Here is a 19,332-nt window from a genome sequence, read left to right as displayed (position 1 = left end):
CGCTCAGCCTAGCGCTTCAGCGTCCCCACAGCAGGCGGAATCCCTGACATCCGTAGTACGGCCGGTTTACACAACGTTTTTCACTATCCCCATCATACCCGATTGACGAAAAAAAGGACCAAGACAACCGTCTCGGCCCCACAAATTATTTACAGGATGTAACGCGACAGGTCCTTGTTCTGCACAATGTCACCAATCTTATCGTTGACGTAACTCTCGGTAATCGTGACGTCGCCAGTACCCATGTCGGGGCCCTCAAATAACAGGTCTTCCAACAGCTTTTCCAGCACAGTCTGTAAACGACGGGCCCCAATATTTTGGTTCTCGTGGTTCAGTTCAAAGGCCAAGTCGGCGATCCGCTCGATGGCTTCCATGGTGAAGGTCACCTTAACGTTGTCGGTACCGATCAAGGCGATGTATTGCTTGATCAAGGCATTGTTGGGTTCCGTCAAGATCTTAACGAAGTCGTCCTTGCTCAGGTCGTTTAATTCGACCCGGATTGGGAAACGCCCCTGTAATTCGGCAATCAAATCGCTAGGCTTCGATTCAGCAAAGGCCCCAGCGGCGATGAACAGAATGTGGTCGGTGTCGATGGTCCCATACTTGGTCTTGACCTGCGTTCCTTCGACGATTGGTAAGATATCGCGTTGGACCCCTTCACGGGAAACGTCGCCGCTGTTTTGGCTACTGCCCTTGGCGATCTTATCAATTTCGTCGAGGAAGATGATCCCGGTATTTTCGGCCCGCTTGATGGCATCATGATTGATGTCGGCGTTGTTGACCAACTTCTCGGATTCCTCAGCGACCAGGATTTCCCGGGCTTCAGTGACCGTGACCGTCCGCTTGATGCGTTTCTTTGGCATGATAGCACCCAACGTATCGTTGAGGTCCACACCCATTTGGCCCAGCATGTTGTTGTCGCCGGCGTTGGCTTGTTGGGGATCGTCCATTTCGATTTCGACCATATGGTTTTCGAGCAGGCCCTTATCGAGTTGTTCGGATAAGGACAGGCGTTCGTTACGGATATCGTCGGTAACTTCTTCCTCTTCACCCGGTGCGGTTGGTGTTTGACCATTTTGCATCTGGGAGAACATGTTCATCATGTTGGCGAAGTCGTTGTTGTTCTTGTTTTCTTTCTTCTTAGCGGGTGCCAGCAGCTTGACCAGACGCTTGTTAGCGGCTTGGATGGCATCGGCACGAACGTTCTTAAATTGGTCTTGTTTTTCCATCGCAACGGAAACCTCGACCAAGTCACGGACCATGGATTCCACATCACGACCAACGTAGCCAACTTCGGTAAACTTGCTGGCTTCGACCTTGGTAAATGGCGCGTGAACGATCTTGGCTAACCGGCGGGCAATTTCAGTTTTCCCAACCCCGGTCGGTCCGATCATCAACATGTTCTTCGGTGAAATTTCTTCTTGCATGGCTGCATCTAGTTGCATGCGGCGGTAACGGTTACGTAAGGCAATCGCAATCGCCTTTTTAGCCTCGTCCTGGCCAATGACGTATTGGTCGAGTAAGGCGACGACTTCTTTAGGTGTTTTATTAATGGCGTCCACAATGGATTCCTCCGTTTCGATTAAAGTTCTTCAGAAATAACGTTTTCGTTGGTAAAGATATCGATCCCACCGGCGATGTGAATGGCGCTCTCTGCAATTTCCTTGGCGCTCATGTCGGTCGCATGGTGGTGTAAGGCAGTGGCGGCGGCTAAGGCAAAGTTACCACCAGAACCGATGGCTAAGATATCGTCATCGGGAGCAATGACTTCACCGGACCCAGAAACCAGCAACATTTCGTCCTTGTCCATGACGATCAGCAAGGCTTCCAACTTTTGTAAAGCCTGGTCGGAACGCCACTGCTTGGCGAGTTCAACGGCTGCTCGTTGGAGGTTACCGCTGTATTCGTTGAGTTGGCTTTCAAATTTTTCTTCAAGGTTGAACGCGTCAGCAACACTTCCGGCAAACCCAACAACGACTTGGTTGTTATAAATCCGGCGAATCTTGTGCGCGGTCCCCTTCATGATGACCTTTTCACCCATGGTGACTTGTCCATCACCGGCCATGGCGTTATGGCCGTTATGCCGAACTGCACAGATGGTGGTTGCTTCAAATTTTACTGGCATAGTTTCATCAATCTCCTTACGATTGTTTTGTGTGATCAGACTTTTCTTCAGTGGCTCGGGGGAAGAACTGGCGGTAATCGCGCTGTAGATGTTCCCGGGTCACGTGGGTGTAGATCTGCGTGGTCGATAGGCTACTGTGTCCCAGCAACTCTTGGACCGACCGTAGATCTGCACCCCGGTTAAGCAGATGCGTGGCAAACGTGTGCCGCAGCATGTGGGGATGAATATCCGTGGTGAGACTGCTCCGCTTGATGACCTGATTCAACAGGTAGGTCACCCCGGCTGGCGTCAACTGCTCGCCCCGTGCGTTGATAAAAACGTATGGGTGATGACGGTCGAATTTCGCCATTAGCGGTGTGCGGGCAGCGGTGAAGTAACGTTCCAAAGCGTCACTGGCGTAATTGCCAAATGGCACGTAGCGTTCCTTGTTGCCCTTCCCGTGAATCAACATAATTCGATTGTCGAAGTCAATGTCGGGTAACGTGAGGTTAACACATTCGCTGACCCGAATGCCGGTGCCGTACAACACCTCAAGCACCGCCGAATCACGCGTGGCGAGTTGGGTATTCGGATTAGCAGCCGCAGCCGTAAACAGCGCGGTCATTTCCCGTTCGTAGAAGAACCGGGGCAAATGATTCTGATGGTGTTTCAACTGAACATAGGCGAACGGATCGTCCTTGGCCAAGTCGTTACTCATCAAAAAGCTGTAGAGTGACCGTAGCGTCGATAACTTCCGGGCAATAGTTGTGCGGGCGTAATGATGGTCGTACAGATCACTCAGGTAGACCTCAACGTCTAACTGATCGATTGCCGTCCAGGGCTTGACACCCCCATTGTCGGTTAAAAACTGCGTAAACTCGTCGATGTCCTCGCGGTAGGCCTTGACCGTTTCCGGTGAGTATTGCCGTTCACCGCTAAGATACGTCATGAACTGTGAGACCGTTTCATCCACGAAAAACACCTCCTGTACGTGTTAATGCTAGCAAACAGCCTTGAAAAACACAACTAACTCATCAAACTGGCTTCAATATTGTGCTTGGACTGGCTACGTGGTGGTTCTTTCGCCTTACCGGCCGGCAGATATGGGCTGGAACGGTGCGGACGCAACTTGAAGCCTCGAAAACCGCGAGTCTTCAAGGTTGGTCTTCTGCTAAGCCGGCGGAAGCTCACCGCCAACTAAGCAGAACGACGCGCCTGAGCCCATATCTGCCGGCCTCTCGGCTTACGTGGTAGCGTTATGGCAACTTATGGTGAAGTTTATAAGCTTGTTATTATTCCAAGGAGAGACCTGTAACACATGTATTATCCGGTGTTTGCTGCGAAAAAATCAATTAGAACCGGTTGTAATTCTCCCCGGTTTACGATATAGGACCGCCCTAAGATATGTGTGATTCAGGCTATCCGGAATCTCGAGCCAACGACTGGAGGCAATCCCTGTATCTGGCAACTGCAGTGCGTCCAACGAAAACAGATATTCATAGCTCCACACAAATAGGCATTGGCAGTTTCCCCCATGGAGAGACTCCCAATGCCTATTTCAACTTTAGTCTTGCTTACTTTTGTGGTGCTTCTTCGTAGTCGCCGTTCGGGCAGACGATTTGCACGCCGCCACGAATCTTCTTGGCAACTAAGTAGTGACCATCCTTCGGGCAATCACGACCGACTGGCTTGTCCCATGAGACAAAGTCACAGTCGGGGTAGCGGGAACAGCCGTAGAAGATCCGGTTCTTCTTAGACTTGCGTTCGATGACTTGGCCCTTATGACAAACGGGACAAACGACGCCGATTTCCTTCACGATTGGCTTGGTATTGCGGCAATCGGGGAAGCGGGAACAAGCGTAGAACTTCCCGTAACGGCCCATCTTGATGACCATTGGGGCCCCACAGATGTCACAATCAAAGCCGGCGGGTTCGTCACGAATCTGAATCTTTTCGATGGCGTCCTCGGCATGAGCAACTTCTGTAGAGAATGGCTTGTAGAAGGTGTCAATGACCTTGACCCAGTCCTGTTGGCCCTCTTCGATGCCATCCAATTCGTGTTCCAAATTGGCCGTAAAGCCAACGTTGACGACGTCTGGGAAGTATTCGTTGATGATGCCATCGACGATTTCACCCAGTTCAGTCGGTTCAAAGCGCCGACCGACTAATTTGACATAGTAGCGGCGTTGAATCGTGTCCAGCGTTGGCGCATACGTTGATGGTCGACCGACACCGTTTTCTTCCAGCGCCTTGATCAGATTGGCTTCGGAATAACGTGCAGGCGGCTGAGTAAAGTGTTGGGCCGGATCGGTCTTGGCCAAGTTGACTTGGTCACCGATCTCAAGGTCGGGTAACAGGTTATCCTTTTCCTTGTTGTCCTTGTAGATCTTCAAGAACCCTTCGAACTTCATCTTGGAGCCATTGGCCCGGAACGTCACGCCGTTTTGTTCCAGCGTCACGGCCATGGTATCCATCACGGCATTCGTCATTTGACTGGCCACAAAACGGTTCCAGATCAATTGGTAAAGTCGGAATTGGTCCTTGTTGAGGCGGTCCTTTAGGCTAGCGGGTGTTCGGAAGACAGAGGTTGGCCGAATCGCTTCATGGGCATCTTGAGCACCTTCAGGCAACTTGCCCTTGATAGGCTTAGTAGCGGCGTATTCAGCACCGTACTTTTCATGCAGGAAGGTCGAGGCCTCGTGCTTAGCAATGCTTGAGATCCGCGTGGAGTCGGTCCGCATATAGGTAATGAGCCCCTGTGTGCCTTCCTTACCCAGGTTGATCCCTTCGTAGAGCTGTTGCGCGGCCATCATGGTCTTCCGCGTCCGGAAATTAAGCTTCCGGTTAGCGTCTTGTTGCATGGAACTGGTCGTAAATGGTGGTTGAGGTGACCGCTTACGTTCCTTACGCACAACGTTTACGATGTCAAACTTGCCCTTTTTGTCGAGCTTGGCTAACACTTCTTGAACGGCCGTGTTGTCCTTTAGGCTGGCCTTTTTACCGTTGAGGCCATAGAAGCTCGCGTCAAATGCGTGTCGAGACTTCTTGAACTCACCGTCGATCGTCCAGTATTCTTCCGGCACGAAGGCTTTGATTTCCTTTTCGCGTTCAATGATCAGTGACAGAGCAATAGATTGTACCCGCCCGGCACTGAGGCCCTTCTTCACCTTTTTCCAGAGCAGTGGTGAAATTGAATATCCCACTAATCGGTCAAGGATCCGGCGCGCCTGTTGGGCGTTGACCAGGTCCATGTCGATGGTCCGGGGCGTCTTGAAGGCTTCCTTGACGGCGTCCTTCGTGATTTCGTTAAAGGTGACCCGGTTCTTGTCGGTGACGTCTAGGTTTAAGACATGCGCTAAATGCCACGCAATGGATTCCCCTTCACGGTCAGGGTCAGATGCGAGGTAGACGGCTTTGGCCTTTTTGGCTTCCGACCGCAGTCCCTTGATGACGTCACCCTTACCACGGATGGAAATGTAGTGTGGATCATAGTTGTTTTCGGTGTCGACCCCCATCGAACTTTTCGGTAGATCACGCACGTGTCCCAGACTAGGCATCACCTTGTAGGTCCGCCCTAAATATTTTTCAATTGTTTTCGCTTTTGCTGGTGATTCAACGATAACTAATTTTTTTTGCGTTTTTCGCCGTTTCTTGGTACTTGCTGTTGGTTTAGACTTAGTCGGCAAATCACATTACTCCCTCGAATGATAGACGATAAAGGCCCGTTTGGTGCGGACCGTCACCTCTATTTGATTTGTTTTTACGACGAACTTAGAGTTCGCTAATTTATTCACTATAATCCCACACATGATATTTCAAGTCAGGGCCACTTGTCAACTAAAACTTCTTCCATTATATGTTCCGAATTCAAGATTGGTTTCGCCCCAGCTAGAATTAATTCGTTGGTGCCAACGGAATTTTTACCGTCGATGGTCCCCGGAACGGCCAGCACATTTCGATTTTCTTGTAGCGCGATATTAGCGGTGATCAGGCTTCCCGAGTGATGGGCGGCCTCAATCACTAAGACACTTTGTGAAAGACCGGCAATGATCCGATTTCGTTCCGGAAAATGATGCCGAGCGCCCTGCGTGCCCCACGGATATTCCGAAAAAATAAGCTGCTGATGCGCCAGGGTGGTCATCAGCTCACGATTTGCCGCTGGGTAACAGTGATCCAGTCCCGTACCGATGACGGCGATGGTCTTGCCACAATGGGCGAGCGCCACCTGATGGGTCAGCGTATCGACGCCCTGGGCTAACCCAGATACCAGACAGACGCCCCGTTCAACAACGATCGGCAACAAGAGCCGCATTGCCTTGATGGCATACGGAGTGGGATGGCGCGTTCCCACCACGGCCAGTTGTGGTGCCCGTAATAACCGGAGATCCCCCAGAAAGAATAAGGCCACTGGTGGCGCGTAGGTCTCCTTCAACTGTTCTGGATACGCGGAATCGGCAATGGTCAGGCATCCACTGTGGGCGAGATTGGTCGCGATGGTAGCATCGAGGGCCGCCGAGAAGAGATGGCGAGTAATTGCTGTCGTACGTTTCTCGGGCAAGTTGAGTTCAGTCAGCATGGTCATCAAAGTCCGCGCGTTGATCCGCGTCACCTGCGGGTGGTCTAGCGTCCAGTGCCAGCAGACCGTAGTGGTCCCGTGGCCAATACCGGGGATGAGTGGTAAGCGCATGAAAAAATCACGAAGTGTCAGTTGCATAAGCAACCTCCTTTTCCCTTTTAGGGTTAACTCCGTGATTTGTTCGCGATTATTTTTTGTACGGGTGAAAAAGTTTTGCGATGAATCGGGGTGACGCCTCGATCGGCCAATCCGGCCAGGTGTTCAGCCGTGCCATAGCCGGCATTCTGGGCAAATCCATAGCCGGGATAGAGCTGGTCATAGGTTGCCATTAAATGGTCCCGGTAGACCTTGGCCACGATACTGGCCGCGGCCACACTGGCACTCTTGGCGTCCCCCTTGATCAGTCGCGTCTGCGGCAAGTCCACCGGAATCTGCATGGCGTCCACGATGAGATGCTGTGGCGCCAGGCCCAAACCGAGGACGGCCCGTTGCATGGCCACTCGGGTAGCCTGATAGATGTTGATCTGGTCAATGAGTTGGGGGCTGCCGATACCGATACTGACGGCCTGTGCTTGGGCCAGAATTAATGGGTAAAGGCGTTCCCGTTCCTTAGGTGTCAACTGTTTTGAGTCGTTGACTAAGGGGATGTCGAAGTCTGGCGGCAGAATCACCGCACTGGTGACGACCGGTCCGGCGAGTGGTCCCCGCCCGACTTCATCGATACCAGCGACTAACTGTCCCCGTTCCCAGAATGGCCGTTCGTAGTGCAGTCGGTGTTGAAATGCTGCTTCGGCCGCTGCTGCTTTGGCTAGTCGTCGTTTAATCTGTCCTAGGAGCTGCTGAGCCCCTTTACGGGAGTCCACGGCTAACGAGTCCAGTCGCGGGTCAGCGGGGTCAGTAACGTCGTTTAACGTCTGTTTTAAGGTACTTAAGCTGGGACGGTCACTACTCATCGGACTCATCGCCTTTAGGGGCGCGGTCGAGGGTGAAGCCACCGAGCTTACGGTGACGGGCGTCTAAGATGAAGCGTTCGCTGGCCCGTTCGTAATCGTCACGCATGCCGACCTTTTCGGTGATTTTCAGGAGCAGGTCAACGTCGCTCAACTCTAAATCGGCTGGTGCTAAGTGATAACGTTCAGTCAAGGCTGGCGCATAGTACTGCCGGAAGAAGTTCAGACCGTACAGGGCAACATCGTCCTTGGCGTAGAGCTTTTCCTTGATGGCACCGGTCAGCGCCAACTCTTGGGCGGTCGTCTGGTCCTTGAATTTAGGCCAGAGAATCCCCGGAGTATCGAGTAATTCCAAATGCTTACTGGAACGTAACCACTGCTGACCCTTGGTAACCCCGGGGGTATCGCCGGTAACGGTGGCCTTGCGGTTGACCAGATGATTGAGTAAGGTCGATTTCCCGACGTTGGGGACGCCGACGGTCATGGCACGCATTGGCCGTTCCTTCAGCCCCTTTTCGCGTTCGTTAGCCAATTTGTCGGCTAAAACGCTGCTGGCGATCTTTGTGATCTGCTTGGGGGTCACGTTAGCCCGGGAGTCAATGGCGATTGCAGCCAGGCCCTGGGACCGGTAATAGGTCATCCAGGCGGCCGTTTGTTGTGGATCGGCAAGGTCTTTCTTAGTCAAAATAATCAAATGGGGCTTGTGTTGCGCAATGCGGGCAATCTCAGGGTTGCGAGAGGCTGCGGGGATGCGCGCGTCGACTAATTCGAATACGATGTCAACGAGGTGGATATTTTCTTCCATTTGGCGAATCGCCTTGGCCATATGGCCGGGGTACCATTGAATAGTACTCATAGTGTTCTCTCCTTTGATATATCAACGTTTCTAGCACGTTAACAATCGTAATTTTCAAAAAGGTGCCCAAAAGTGGTCATCTGTCCCGGTGGTTCCGGGCACCTAAAGTTAGTTGGTGATACCTATCTTATCAGCAAAAGCATCGACTGCCTTCACTGACTTGGCTTGTGAATGTGAAAAACGATGTGTATAGCCGTCAGTAGTTTCTTCTTCCACATGGCCTACACGTTCTTGAACTTCTTTCAGAGAAATTGACGAGTCACTTCTAAGAATGGAAACATGAATATGCCGGAAACTGTGAGGGACAACATTCTTTGTCCACTTGAATCCGTAAACAGTTTCACAATTCTTTCGCAAGTAACTGCTGATTCTACTCAATAGTTCTCGAAAGCTATGTGACGTGATTGGTGACCCATATTCAGTTCTGAAAATGACTTTAGAGAAATGAAAGGCGTCACTAGGACACTCACTGTGCAACTGGTCGACCATCTTATTGCGCTCTATGCTCCGTTTTAGAGCCTCTATAACAAAGTCGGGTAATTCTTCAACTCGTTCACCAGCAGGCGTCTTTGTGGTATCCATGTAGTAATTATCAACGGTCAGGTCGTGTGACTGCAAAGAACGATCAATAGTCACCGTTTTCTTTTGAAAATCGATGCTATCAACTGTAAGTGCGGCTGCCTCACCGATTCTACAACCCGTTCCCAACAAGAATAACGCTAAGTCAAGATATGAGGGATTACGTTTCTTTTTGAGTTCTGAAATTAATTCTTTAATTTCAGCTGCATTCAAAAATTTATCGTTTAACCGCTCCTTCTTAGCCATCTTCTCATCAACTGATGCACGTAGCTTGATCACCTGTGAAGGTGAAAACGGTAAGATGTTATATAAGACGGCATAATCAAAAATCTTGTTAAAAGTTGACTTGATATGCTGCATCGTTGAAAAAGTCGAGTGGTATTTCTGTTGATAATCGTCAAGACACTGTTTTACCATCAATGGCGTAATCTTCTTAACCAAGATATCATCAGCAATTAGCTTCGATAATCGATTGATGACTAACAGTTCCCGTTGAACGGTCTGTGGTTTGACAGTGGTAGTCCACTGCTTGAACCATGCTTCCTGCAACTCACCAAAAGTATAGTTTTGAATCTTTTCATCTTGGTTTTTGTTTAGGTCATCAATGATACTCGAAATTTTATCATCAAGTTCTCGACGTGCTTGAGCTTTTGCACGTGGTGTTCCTGATTCAAAAACAACAGTCGCTCGCCGCCGTTTGCCTGTTAATGGATCAGTGAAGCTTTCAATGGCAACATTAACTGTGCCGCTCTTTCGTGTTCTTTTTTCAAAATGCATAATTTTATCCTTTCTCAGCTCACTGTAAAAGAAAAGATAAAATAGGATTTATTGACTCGCCTCCAATTTTACCATTTTATGAGCTACTTTAGATAGTGGTGCTGCTTCCAGTAAAGAAATTCTTCAAAAGTCTGGAAATTAATCCAGACCAATTTGTGTGTTGGGTTAATAACACCGTTTCTAAATCGTCGATTATTCCGCATTTCGGTTAACCAACGATTCAGGGTATAGATGTTCAGCCCTTCATATCGCTTTATAATTGCTTTTTTATCTCCCCATTCAGCATGTGAATTGGAAACTGGAACATAAGTTATCTTCATTGTTTCTGCTCCTTTGTATTATTTCTTGTTGGTAATGATTCAGCAATTAGTGAATCAGCATAGTCATCAAGATGATTCGCTATCGACATAAGCTGTTTTTCTAAAGAAACCAACAACGTTGGAATCTTCATTAACTTGCCATTTGGTAGGGTGCTAGATAATTCTTCTCTAACATCAATAATTATAGTAACCAGCTGAAGCAGCTCAGTGGCCGTTTCTTCTAGTAATTTTATATTTTCAAAAGTTTCTTTCGGCATAATTTCCTCCTCAGGCTCTGTTTTCAAGCAGCAATAAAGAGTTAGCAACCAAACAATTATCGTGGATCAATTGTCGGTACATGTTCAAGGCCTTTGCAAAGTCGTTATAGTCCATCAGAAGGTCAGCATAGTCTGGACTAATAGCCTTGCCGTTCTTTGTAACTAAATGTTTCATAATCTTGTTGCTTCGCGTCATTGTCTTAGCCAAGTGATCGAGTTGCTGTTCCAATTCGGACATAGCAATGGCAACAGTTCTATGACTGTCAAGTTTAGTCTTAGAGCCTTCAATTGTAGGAATTGAGATTCCAAAAATGTCAGCATTCGAGTTATTGTTTTCGTTCATTTTTTTATTCATGTTTAAGTTCTCCATTCTTTCGTTTATGTTTTGGTATACATACATATTTGTTCTAAACATCGGTAGCAGAGTAATTATTGATACGTTTATTTTCTATTACCTAAAATCACTCAGGGTTCAACATGATGAGTTGTGCATTCAGAGTATGGGAGCGTAAATTGAACGTCATTTTGTACCTGATCGTGAAAAGCTTCCATAAATGCTTCCAGTAACTCACAATTTTTCAAAAGTTCAGCATGTTCAGGCATGGTAGTCCCGTCATCGTTTGTAATGGCATGTGCAATAATTTTATTGTTCTGTGCGGCAAATTGAATATGCCGCTGCAATTGTTGCTCTAGGTTAACTACCAAGGCTGCAACGGCTACACGTTCGTCATCATTAATCATTTTTTTCATCATAATAATCTCCATTCTTTAAATGCTTGGTACATATCATCAGTAAAGTGTCATATTTCAGATGTAGCGTTAGTCATCATGTGCTGGATCTTCTGTTGTATCATCTACTTTTGGTCGTGTTCTACGGTTGGGATTATTGCGCCGTGAATCTAAATACTTTGAAAAAAAGAAAGTATGATCCACAATCAGTGACAGCAAAGCATAATCGTTATCACGTGCGTAATAAACCAAGTCTTCAAACTCTGTGATATCTTTGTCTTCAATCACATCGACCACATCATTCATAAATGTGTCGGAGTTTTGTTCTACTAAAAACTTGTCCAACTCAAAGCCGCCACCGCTTTCGATGTCTTCGACTTTGTAAGGTGTTTTGCCTGAATTCTCGGCGTGTGTGAAATAGTTATACATACCTTTGGGAGACATAACAACTTCGACATGAGTCGGACCATTAAGTTTTTCGCTAATTAGGTCTGAAACTTGCGTGTAGCTCTTCAAACTTTCAAAGAAAAGCGCACCATGTTTATGCGCCTTTTTCAGCTCGCCAGTCTTAAAATTCACGTCTTTGTCGTGCCATGGACTAAGAATGTACGGTACTTGCATACCGTTTAGTACTTCCAGATAATTTTCAGGTGCACTTTCTTGATACATCAAGAATGCCCATTTATTTGAACGCTTGTCTTTAACCATATGTTATTCCCCCATGATTATTGATTATTGATCCTATGGGGGGTCGTAGTAGCCCCCATAGGATCAAATAAGAGTTAATTAAAAAAGAGTGCTGCCGCGGCTCTTACTTCGTAAGCCGCGGCGCACTCAATTGGCATCTATCGTTTCCGACCTTCAAACCAAAGTACGTTTCTATCACGGGTAGCCCCAGAGAAATAGTAGTCAGGCATTTGGCTAGAAAGGTACTCTTTTAGCTGTGAGTCAATAGTCTTGAAAATTTCTTGTGACTGCTGAGTGTAGGGTAACTGAACCAAAACTATTACTTTGTCGCCCTGAATATCCACGACACTCTTTTTAACTGCACGATTGAATGCGCTCGTTACTCGACTATTTTTAGCGTTGGCTGGTATGCCAGCCATTAATTGAGTAATAGTTACATCTTGACGATGTAGAAAGCGATGCAGACTAAATGTTTGCTTCGTCGATTGAGTCGTACACGAGATACTTGTGTCAGGGAGACGGCCTACATACACCATGCAAACTGTAAAAATCAGAAGAAACATTAGGCCAAGGCCGACAGTTTCAATCGCAACAATAGTCACTGAAACCCAGAAAGCCAAACTTGCCGTCCCGGCCAAGGAAGACCTCACTAGCATGCGCGCAAATATTTCTAGGATAATCCATGCGGCCAGCAAGGCAATATCCAGCCAAATGCCTATATATATCGGACGATAAAGCTTCATAAACAGTGTTTTTTTCATCATAAGATCCCTTTCTGAGTGTAATAGGTTGGACAAAGTAGCGGTAAAACCTGATAAGGATGCTCAGCATCGATAACTTGAATTAGTCCAGTCCCCTTACCAATCGGAATGACAATTCCTTCCGGATCAAGGTCAGGAAATAAAAATTGGGTCGATTTACGATTAATATTTCCAACTTGAAGCAGCAAATTAAGCTGTTCGCGTACACTTACAGGAATACTGGTGTGATCAAATCGTTGAGAGACCAGCAGTAAGTGAACACTAGTTGCGCGGCCAAGTAAGGCCACCTGCGACAACAGCGAGAAGAAAGAATCTTTAATGACTTTGTTGACTCCCTCAGATAGCGCTAAAACCTCATCAATCACGATGGTTATATGCTTAAAGCTTTTGGTAGGGTCATCATATAGAATTTCCTGTCGATCTTGGATCCGCTTTAGGCACTTACTAAGCGCTGCATTAACTTCTGAAAGAAAGTCTGACTTCGATCGGTTTTTCTGGGGATGGATCACCGGAACCCCATTCACCCGTGCCCATCGGCTAGGTGTATCAAACTTCGGATCAACAATAATTAATTCTGATATCGGTTTTAGCACACTTAAAAAGTAAGTGAGCGCGTACGATTTTCCAGAGCCTGAATTTCCACAAATAGCCATGGATGTCACCTTATCGTACTTAACGGTCAAGTTTTTCATAATTGGGACGATGTCTCCCGATAGCGTGTTAACGAATTGACTCAAATTAGGAATGATCAATCGCTCCGATATACCAACTTTCATTGGAAAGAAAAGACCACGTTGCACATGAATATCATCAGTTTTCAGTGGCACAAAGTATGCCGAATTTTGCTTTAGTAGCGTGTACCGTGGATATAGCGCTGCATTAGCAATCAAAAATATCTTTTGATAAAGATCATTATCGATAATGTATCCGGCTGGAAGTCGCGGAATAAAAATTATTCCGCCATTAATAACTTTTATGTCAAAGCTATTTGTGTAACTCGTTTCGCCTTGCATCAGTTGACCTAAAGCCATATTTAAAGCTTGCAGTAAGTACTGCGCTAGCTCTACAGCTTGCATTACTTAACCTCGGTGACATCGTCAGCTTTAAAATAAACATCGTATCGGATTTCGATACCTTGTAAATTTTCGAACTTAACCAGTGATAGATACTTAGGCAGCTTCACATCTTTTTCAAACTTAACCATAAAAGGTGGTAAGCCTTCTTGCGTGTACCAAGAACGATACCCCGTCACCTCATCGGTACGTTTGCCGTCCACATACTTGAATTGCTTTTCAGACTCCGTACTTAGCGAATAAATCGGATTTTCAAGGGCAATGTACTTACTAGCAGTTGCATCTGAGTATCCGGATTTTCTAAAACGTGTTTTCATAACTTTTTCCCCTTTAATTTTGTGAGTTTTTTGACGGTCGACTAAAAATGTATGCCGGACTACGAACATGAGTCATCATGAATTATCGCCACCTTTCTTTGAGCAAATTATTTTACTCTCTACTACTCAGGACATTTTTTGGCACTTTTTAAACCATTTTTTGAAAAAAAGTTTAAAAAACTTTTTTCACCATTCTAAAAGCTGACAGAATCCCTGTTCTATCAGCAAAGTTCGTAATATCGTTAATATTCTAATTTTTCTTTTTCTGACCGCTGGAACCGTTATGCCCATTTCACGGCTAACTGTTGTTAACGTTTTAAAATGTAAAAACAATTCCGTCACAACAAAAGCATCCTTCTCACTTAATTTACTTAAGGCATTAGAGAGTTGACGAGATTCTTCACACTGAATTATTATGCTTTCAGGATCTTGGTGTTCCACATAGATTGTGTCAAAAACCGTCACTTCATAGCCATCGTTGAAATATTCTTCACCTCGAATAGTATTGTGTCTTCGGTCCTGACGTTCTGCATTTAAACGTGGACGATCAAGTTCATTCAAGATTCTTTGCCAATATTCTTTATTATCTAATCCACTAACCAGCCGGTTAATATTGTCTTGTTCTAGTCTCCCCATGTTAGCGCACCCCTTCTGCTTGCAACTCAAAATGGACAGAAAAGAGTTTTACCCATACTAAGTGCAAAATTAGATAAACAAAAAAGCGCATAGCAAGGCTTTTTTAGCCTAGCTATGCGCTTATAATCTGTCCGCTTTGAATTAGAACTTTAATTTCTATGCAAACACCTCTCTGCTTTTTTTAGAAGCTTTTGTCTCTCCTTTCAGGCTTTCTAAAAAATCGATGGTCATTACTACACTATTCAGGGACAGTTATATCTTATTCAATAATAGTAAGAGAACTTGACAAGTACTGTCTTTAGCTTTATGCTAGTGACTGCAAGGAACCAAATTAATAGAAGTGTTTACATGAATTATTCGGGGTGTGGGGCGTTTTGTGCCCCAAGAGTAGCCTCGCGTACGCGAGGCTACTAATTTTCATTAAAAAGTTATGCTAATCATAATTACATAGTTATAAAAAAACACGATGACTTTTTTGACAGTCAATCGTGTTTTTTTATAACTTATTTTGTACACACTTGAAAACCCAGAATTATACCGGAACTAGTTGATAAAATACATGTGTTAACTATTTTTCACCTTATTACCTGTACTATCTGTTGGTGTCGTATTTACAGACTTCTGAAAAGAATCTGTCTTCTCATTTAGCGGCGTCTGATTTTGCAAACTTTTAGCTTGTTTTTGTTGGGTCTTCGGTGAATCAATAAATGTGACATGGGCAGTAAATTTCATTATACTCAGCTCCCTTTTCTATTTGTGGCTTCATCTTACAGTAATAATTAGCAAAAAAAAAGACGGTCTCCTGAGATGATGGAGATCGGTTAATTATGAGACGTAGTTCTGTTAGATCAAGACAATTTGTCTAAGGTCTCGCTGATAATTAAGGATTTGTTTCTGGCCGGGTTGCCCGACAACCTCATACGGATTGTAGCGGTCAAAAACCTCTTCTGGCGTTCCCTTGGCATCGACTTGAATGATAATCAAATCATGCGTGATAGTCACCATTTGAAAAGCATTATCATCGGCGGGTTGACCATAACGATTAGGTCGCCACGTAGGGATAATCGTTTGTCCATTTAAATCTAAACGGGCAATTGAAAATTCCGGCAAGTCAGTTGGTTTAAAATTCATCGGCAAGTGCAAGCCATGGCGCTTGATTTGAAGCGTGAAATCTTGCGTGCGGGGGTCAAAGGCACTTAAGGCAATCTCACCAGTGAAAGTGAGACCGGTTATGCCATTGTCCCAAAGCGTTAATTTTGCCATTTTGCATCGGTCCATTCTATAGGTAGTCTACTAGTGACAGATTAGTCCGGTGCCGGTCTGATTCCGGTCCGACTGGAAATGGAACATAAAAATTTAAGTTGACGCGTGAAAAGAAAGGCCAACGAAAATTTTTACATGGATTAGATGGGGGTGTGGGGCGAATGCCCCAATTTTAGCGATTCGCGTAGGCGAATCGCGGGGCTCAAAGCGGCTCCTCCCAGTAGAGGTACGTTTTGGTAGACCCCCATCATCAGCTATTGTAGTGGAGATAATGAGAAAGCACAAGATGGTCGATTAAGCGCATTGAATCGTGATAAGCTTGTCAGCAACAAGCTGTTTATTATCCCAAGTTCGTGTTTCGCCATCGGCCGGAATCGTTAAATTAAAAGCTGATTGATTCTCAGGCACGGTCAATAATTGGGCGTGATGATTTTGAACTAAGGCATCGACTAAACTGGTTGATGGGTTAGTCGAAAGGTTCATTTTTCTTAATGTCGGGGTTTTGGGGCCAACTTGTTCAATATAGTTTAGTAATTTTGGCGTTAATTCAGCAATTAAATAATTGTTGCGTAAATAAAAAGCGGCACCCTCAATTTTAACATGTGATGAGTTGCTTTTAATGGCCGCAATATAGGCTAAGTAATTACTGAAAATAGACCCGACTGTAACGTTGGGTGATAATGTCTGGAAGAAGTCTTTAAAAACTTGGTCTTCACAAGTCGTTTCATATTCAATTTGTTCACTGTCAGTCATTTGGGCTTCAACTTGTTCATCACACAGTTGGTCACCGCGTTCATTAACTTGGTTCCAATCATGGTTGCTCATGATGCAAATGGGGTCGACTACTAAGAATTTTGCCATCAAGCTATCCTCCTATAAATTGATAAGACAAAGATTAAGGTACTAAAATTAACTGGCATAAGTCACCAGATATTCAACGACATCAATGTTATTAAACGATTCAGTCACACTAATTAAAGTTGCATTTGATGGGATACAGGCATTCAGCCAGTCGTCTAACGACTGATACTGACCATGGTGATTAAAAGTTTTACTGAAGTTACCGGTAATATAAGTTTTCATTTTGGTATCATAAATAACATTAACCACATGATATTGATAGTTTTTGTTCAATGTCAAAACCCCCTGATTTTAGGCATATAAAAAAAGACCTACGAATAGGTCTCTTAAAATGAAATCATATATTTGATATTAATGCTTCAAGTATCAGTGCATTCAAAATCCTTTTTCAACTCGCCAAATAACTTGCTGTAAAGTTGGTTATTTGAAGTGAACTGGTCTCTTGATTAATGTTAATTGATTAAACATGAGTTAGATGGGGGTATGGGGCGAATGCCCCAATTTTAGCGATTCGCGTAGGCGAATCGCGGGCTCAAAGCAGCCCTCCCAAGTTTGACAATATTAAAATTGACACCGGATTACTTGTGAAATGCATTAGATGTTTGATGACTAGCTGGTTGATTGTCAGTTAGAATGCCAGCAGTGAGAATTTTAGTCACAATGGCTTGGGCTTTCGCAATACCCGCACACTATTGGGGGCTTAATCTGACATTCCTCCCCTATGGAGTGTGAGGCGATAGCCTCAATAATAGCGATTCGCGTAGGCGAATCGCGGCACCAAACTAAAGTCAATTGACTTTAGTTTGACACTATATTTTCAATTATTTAAAGTAATCTCCATGAACTTCGGGGAATTGAAATGGGTCGCCATTTCCGTCCAATGCACCACCATCAGTTCTACCTGAATAATAATTTCGGCCATTGGTATTTAATGTTCGATACCAAGTGTCAAAATCTGCATAATTATGAGGGCCAGCTTTAAAAGTTTTCACTGGCTTCATATCCGTTAATTTTACCCAGCCACCGGTATGCTTCTTCTTGGTAACAGGCTTCATGTAGTAATAGACTAGCCAATTACCATTATGTTTGATTTGGGTAATCTTCGTCCGGGTCCACTTGTTCTTCTTATAGTTCTTCAAATAATGATTGGTCTTTAATTTCACATTTTTAGCCGGACCGGTAATGGTATAGGTCTTACCTTTAGTATTTTTCACCCGATATGTTGCGTGTCGAGTACTAATTTTCCGATTTCGACTATATCCAGTACTAGCGGCCGACGCGGTTACAGCGGGCATAACCGTGCCACCCAGCATGCCAACAGCCATTAAGGCAACAACGACTTGATTTAACTTCTTCATTTTAAAAACTCCCTTTTTAATTTTCAATTTTTTGACGTTTCCCCTGAATTCTCTCTTCCCTACTTTCCCAACCGGGTCCACGTTTCTTCTTACATGAATTAGTGGGGGCATGGGGCGGGTTTGGCCCCATGGACGGCAGCGGTGCGCAGCACCGGGCCATTTGGTAAGGAAGGGGTATTGGGGGTTTACCCCCAATGAGTCCCGGAGTAATCCGGGACGCCCTTTTGATGAGACAACGATTAATGACTCATGCGGCGATGACTAAAGTCGAGCCACACCACGCGAAAACTAGGATATTCAGCGGTCGTGTTATACCGTAAGGTCACAACATCGCCTAACGTCACCCCCGTAGCAGTCGCATAGGCTTTAGGAATTAAATATTTCTTAAATGGTGAGACTTTGACTAATGGTTCGCCAGTCACTGTAGTGTCAGCATACAGTTCATAATTGCGTTGTTTAACCGTGACTTCAATATCGCGATACCGACTGGCTTGGGAATGCTCCGGCCGTGCTTTACTAATAATGACCGGGTCCTTGGGGTGTGGTAATTCAAAGCGAATCTCATCGCTGTGGATTAGATTGTTTTGTCGGACATAATTTTCAGACACCGCAATGCGCCGGTTACCCGTCATTTCGGGGGTATGGCCGACTAATTCACCGCCGGTCATCGTCTGTTGAAAAGTCCCTTCATAAACTGTCGCCGTTTGACTGGTCTTCGTATCGGCATCTAGTTGATTCAAGAAATTAGCCACGGGCTTAGCGGTCTCAGAGGACGCTGAGGCCATGTTAGGAATAGCTGGGGCTAGTGAGGTTGATTGAGCTGTAACCGGGGCTACCGATGCTGTGGTGGCTAAATTTGAAGCTTGATCCTATTAGTTAAGGCCACAGTGTATTAATAAAGTTTGCCCACGCTTCTTGATTGTCCACCTCATTAAGAAGCTTTGACGCAGTAACAGTATTGATTGTCGGATTGGCTTAATCCCTTGCTAGGATCGTTAGCATCTACTCCAGTTACTTGTCTTACACGTGCCTTTAGTCCACTATTAGTAGTTCCAAGAAGTTGAGCATACTTTGTCCTTGTATTGTAATTAAGACCGCCAGTTTGATATTTATGTAGGTATACAGCTAATATATCTCCTTCGATTGACCACTCGAATTTTTTATCATCAATATTATTCATTAACTCACTCTCCTTATTCTGAATATAATAATTCCCCTACATTATAAT

General features: G+C 45.4%; 24 protein-coding genes. All 24 read right to left on the bottom strand.

What is annotated here, in order from left to right; all coding sequences use genetic code 11:
* Positions 1-149: 149 nt before the first annotated feature.
* Positions 150-1,562: an ATP-dependent protease ATPase subunit HslU gene (gene hslU / locus JUF10_RS05045; protein ID WP_203641162.1), complete on the bottom strand. Its 1,413-nt coding sequence runs from the start codon at positions 1,560-1,562 to the stop codon at positions 150-152.
* A gap of 20 nt (positions 1,563-1,582) precedes the next feature.
* Positions 1,583-2,125: an HslVU peptidase proteolytic subunit gene (hslV, locus tag JUF10_RS05040; RefSeq protein WP_048736015.1), complete on the bottom strand. Its 543-nt coding sequence runs from the start codon at positions 2,123-2,125 to the stop codon at positions 1,583-1,585.
* Positions 2,126-2,141: 16 nt separating this feature from the next.
* Positions 2,142-3,053, bottom strand: a complete 912-nt coding sequence (gene xerC / locus JUF10_RS05035; protein WP_236008169.1) for a tyrosine recombinase XerC — start codon at positions 3,051-3,053, stop codon at positions 2,142-2,144.
* Positions 3,054-3,678: 625 nt separating this feature from the next.
* On the bottom strand, positions 3,679-5,790 hold the full coding sequence (gene topA / locus JUF10_RS05030) for a type I DNA topoisomerase (RefSeq protein WP_203641160.1): 2,112 nt from the start codon (positions 5,788-5,790) through the stop codon (positions 3,679-3,681).
* 134 nt (positions 5,791-5,924) lie between these two features.
* On the bottom strand, positions 5,925-6,818 hold the full coding sequence (gene dprA, locus JUF10_RS05025; RefSeq protein WP_203641159.1) for a DNA-processing protein DprA: 894 nt from the start codon (positions 6,816-6,818) through the stop codon (positions 5,925-5,927).
* Positions 6,819-6,844: 26 nt separating this feature from the next.
* Complete coding sequence (rnhB, locus tag JUF10_RS05020; RefSeq protein ID WP_203641158.1) at positions 6,845-7,633, bottom strand: ribonuclease HII; 789 nt, start codon at positions 7,631-7,633, stop codon at positions 6,845-6,847.
* Positions 7,626-8,486 (bottom strand): ribosome biogenesis GTPase YlqF, encoded by an 861-nt coding sequence (gene ylqF / locus JUF10_RS05015; protein ID WP_203641157.1) that lies wholly within the window; start codon positions 8,484-8,486, stop codon positions 7,626-7,628. Before ylqF ends, rnhB begins: the two co-directional genes overlap by 8 nt.
* A gap of 108 nt (positions 8,487-8,594) precedes the next feature.
* A complete protein-coding gene (locus JUF10_RS05010) occupies positions 8,595-9,842 on the bottom strand; it encodes a tyrosine-type recombinase/integrase (protein WP_203641156.1) in 1,248 nt (415 codons plus the stop codon).
* Between the two features lie 83 nt (positions 9,843-9,925).
* Entirely contained in the window at positions 9,926-10,162 is a 237-nt protein-coding gene (locus tag JUF10_RS05005; RefSeq protein WP_203641155.1) for a DNA-binding protein, read from the bottom strand.
* Positions 10,159-10,419, bottom strand: a complete 261-nt coding sequence (locus JUF10_RS05000) for a hypothetical protein (protein ID WP_203641154.1) — start codon at positions 10,417-10,419, stop codon at positions 10,159-10,161. Before JUF10_RS05000 ends, JUF10_RS05005 begins: the two co-directional genes overlap by 4 nt.
* 10 nt (positions 10,420-10,429) lie before the next feature.
* Positions 10,430-10,774 carry a hypothetical protein gene (locus JUF10_RS04995; protein WP_203641153.1) on the bottom strand — a complete coding sequence of 115 codons (345 nt, stop codon included), beginning with the start codon at positions 10,772-10,774 and terminating at the stop codon, positions 10,430-10,432.
* A gap of 110 nt (positions 10,775-10,884) precedes the next feature.
* Positions 10,885-11,169 carry a hypothetical protein gene (locus tag JUF10_RS04990; protein WP_203641152.1) on the bottom strand — a complete coding sequence of 95 codons (285 nt, stop codon included), beginning with the start codon at positions 11,167-11,169 and terminating at the stop codon, positions 10,885-10,887.
* Positions 11,170-11,238: 69 nt separating this feature from the next.
* Positions 11,239-11,856 carry a replication protein gene (locus JUF10_RS04985; protein WP_203641151.1) on the bottom strand — a complete coding sequence of 206 codons (618 nt, stop codon included), beginning with the start codon at positions 11,854-11,856 and terminating at the stop codon, positions 11,239-11,241.
* Positions 11,857-11,993: 137 nt separating this feature from the next.
* Positions 11,994-12,599 carry a hypothetical protein gene (locus tag JUF10_RS04980; RefSeq protein ID WP_203641150.1) on the bottom strand — a complete coding sequence of 202 codons (606 nt, stop codon included), beginning with the start codon at positions 12,597-12,599 and terminating at the stop codon, positions 11,994-11,996.
* Positions 12,596-13,672 carry a cell division protein FtsK gene (locus JUF10_RS04975; RefSeq protein WP_203641149.1) on the bottom strand — a complete coding sequence of 359 codons (1,077 nt, stop codon included), beginning with the start codon at positions 13,670-13,672 and terminating at the stop codon, positions 12,596-12,598. Before JUF10_RS04975 ends, JUF10_RS04980 begins: the two co-directional genes overlap by 4 nt.
* The gene (locus JUF10_RS04970) at positions 13,672-13,986 is read right to left on the bottom strand and encodes a hypothetical protein (protein ID WP_203641148.1); all 315 of its coding nucleotides are present in this window, start codon (positions 13,984-13,986) and stop codon (positions 13,672-13,674) included. Before JUF10_RS04970 ends, JUF10_RS04975 begins: the two co-directional genes overlap by 1 nt.
* A 186-nt stretch (positions 13,987-14,172) precedes the next feature.
* A complete protein-coding gene (locus JUF10_RS04965) occupies positions 14,173-14,622 on the bottom strand; it encodes an RNA polymerase sigma factor (protein ID WP_203641147.1) in 450 nt (149 codons plus the stop codon).
* A 564-nt stretch (positions 14,623-15,186) separates the two neighbouring features.
* Positions 15,187-15,354 carry a hypothetical protein gene (locus JUF10_RS04960; protein WP_203641146.1) on the bottom strand — a complete coding sequence of 56 codons (168 nt, stop codon included), beginning with the start codon at positions 15,352-15,354 and terminating at the stop codon, positions 15,187-15,189.
* A 111-nt stretch (positions 15,355-15,465) separates the two neighbouring features.
* Positions 15,466-15,885, bottom strand: a complete 420-nt coding sequence (locus tag JUF10_RS04955) for a hypothetical protein (RefSeq protein ID WP_203641145.1) — start codon at positions 15,883-15,885, stop codon at positions 15,466-15,468.
* A 294-nt stretch (positions 15,886-16,179) separates the two neighbouring features.
* Complete coding sequence (locus JUF10_RS04950) at positions 16,180-16,746, bottom strand: hypothetical protein (protein ID WP_203641144.1); 567 nt, start codon at positions 16,744-16,746, stop codon at positions 16,180-16,182.
* 48 nt (positions 16,747-16,794) lie between these two features.
* Positions 16,795-17,019, bottom strand: a complete 225-nt coding sequence (locus JUF10_RS04945; RefSeq protein WP_203641143.1) for a hypothetical protein — start codon at positions 17,017-17,019, stop codon at positions 16,795-16,797.
* 548 nt (positions 17,020-17,567) lie between these two features.
* Positions 17,568-18,104, bottom strand: a complete 537-nt coding sequence (locus tag JUF10_RS04940; RefSeq protein ID WP_203641142.1) for a hypothetical protein — start codon at positions 18,102-18,104, stop codon at positions 17,568-17,570.
* A 239-nt stretch (positions 18,105-18,343) separates the two neighbouring features.
* Complete coding sequence (locus tag JUF10_RS04935; RefSeq protein WP_203641141.1) at positions 18,344-18,844, bottom strand: hypothetical protein; 501 nt, start codon at positions 18,842-18,844, stop codon at positions 18,344-18,346.
* 191 nt (positions 18,845-19,035) lie between these two features.
* Positions 19,036-19,284: a hypothetical protein gene (locus JUF10_RS04930; protein ID WP_203641140.1), complete on the bottom strand. Its 249-nt coding sequence runs from the start codon at positions 19,282-19,284 to the stop codon at positions 19,036-19,038.
* Between the last annotated feature and the right edge of the window lie 48 nt (positions 19,285-19,332).

Source organism: Levilactobacillus andaensis (assembly GCF_016861695.1).
Classification (GTDB): domain Bacteria; phylum Bacillota; class Bacilli; order Lactobacillales; family Lactobacillaceae; genus Levilactobacillus; species Levilactobacillus andaensis.
Note: the sequence above shows the minus strand (reverse complement) of the source record. Positions and strands in the feature narration are given on the sequence as shown.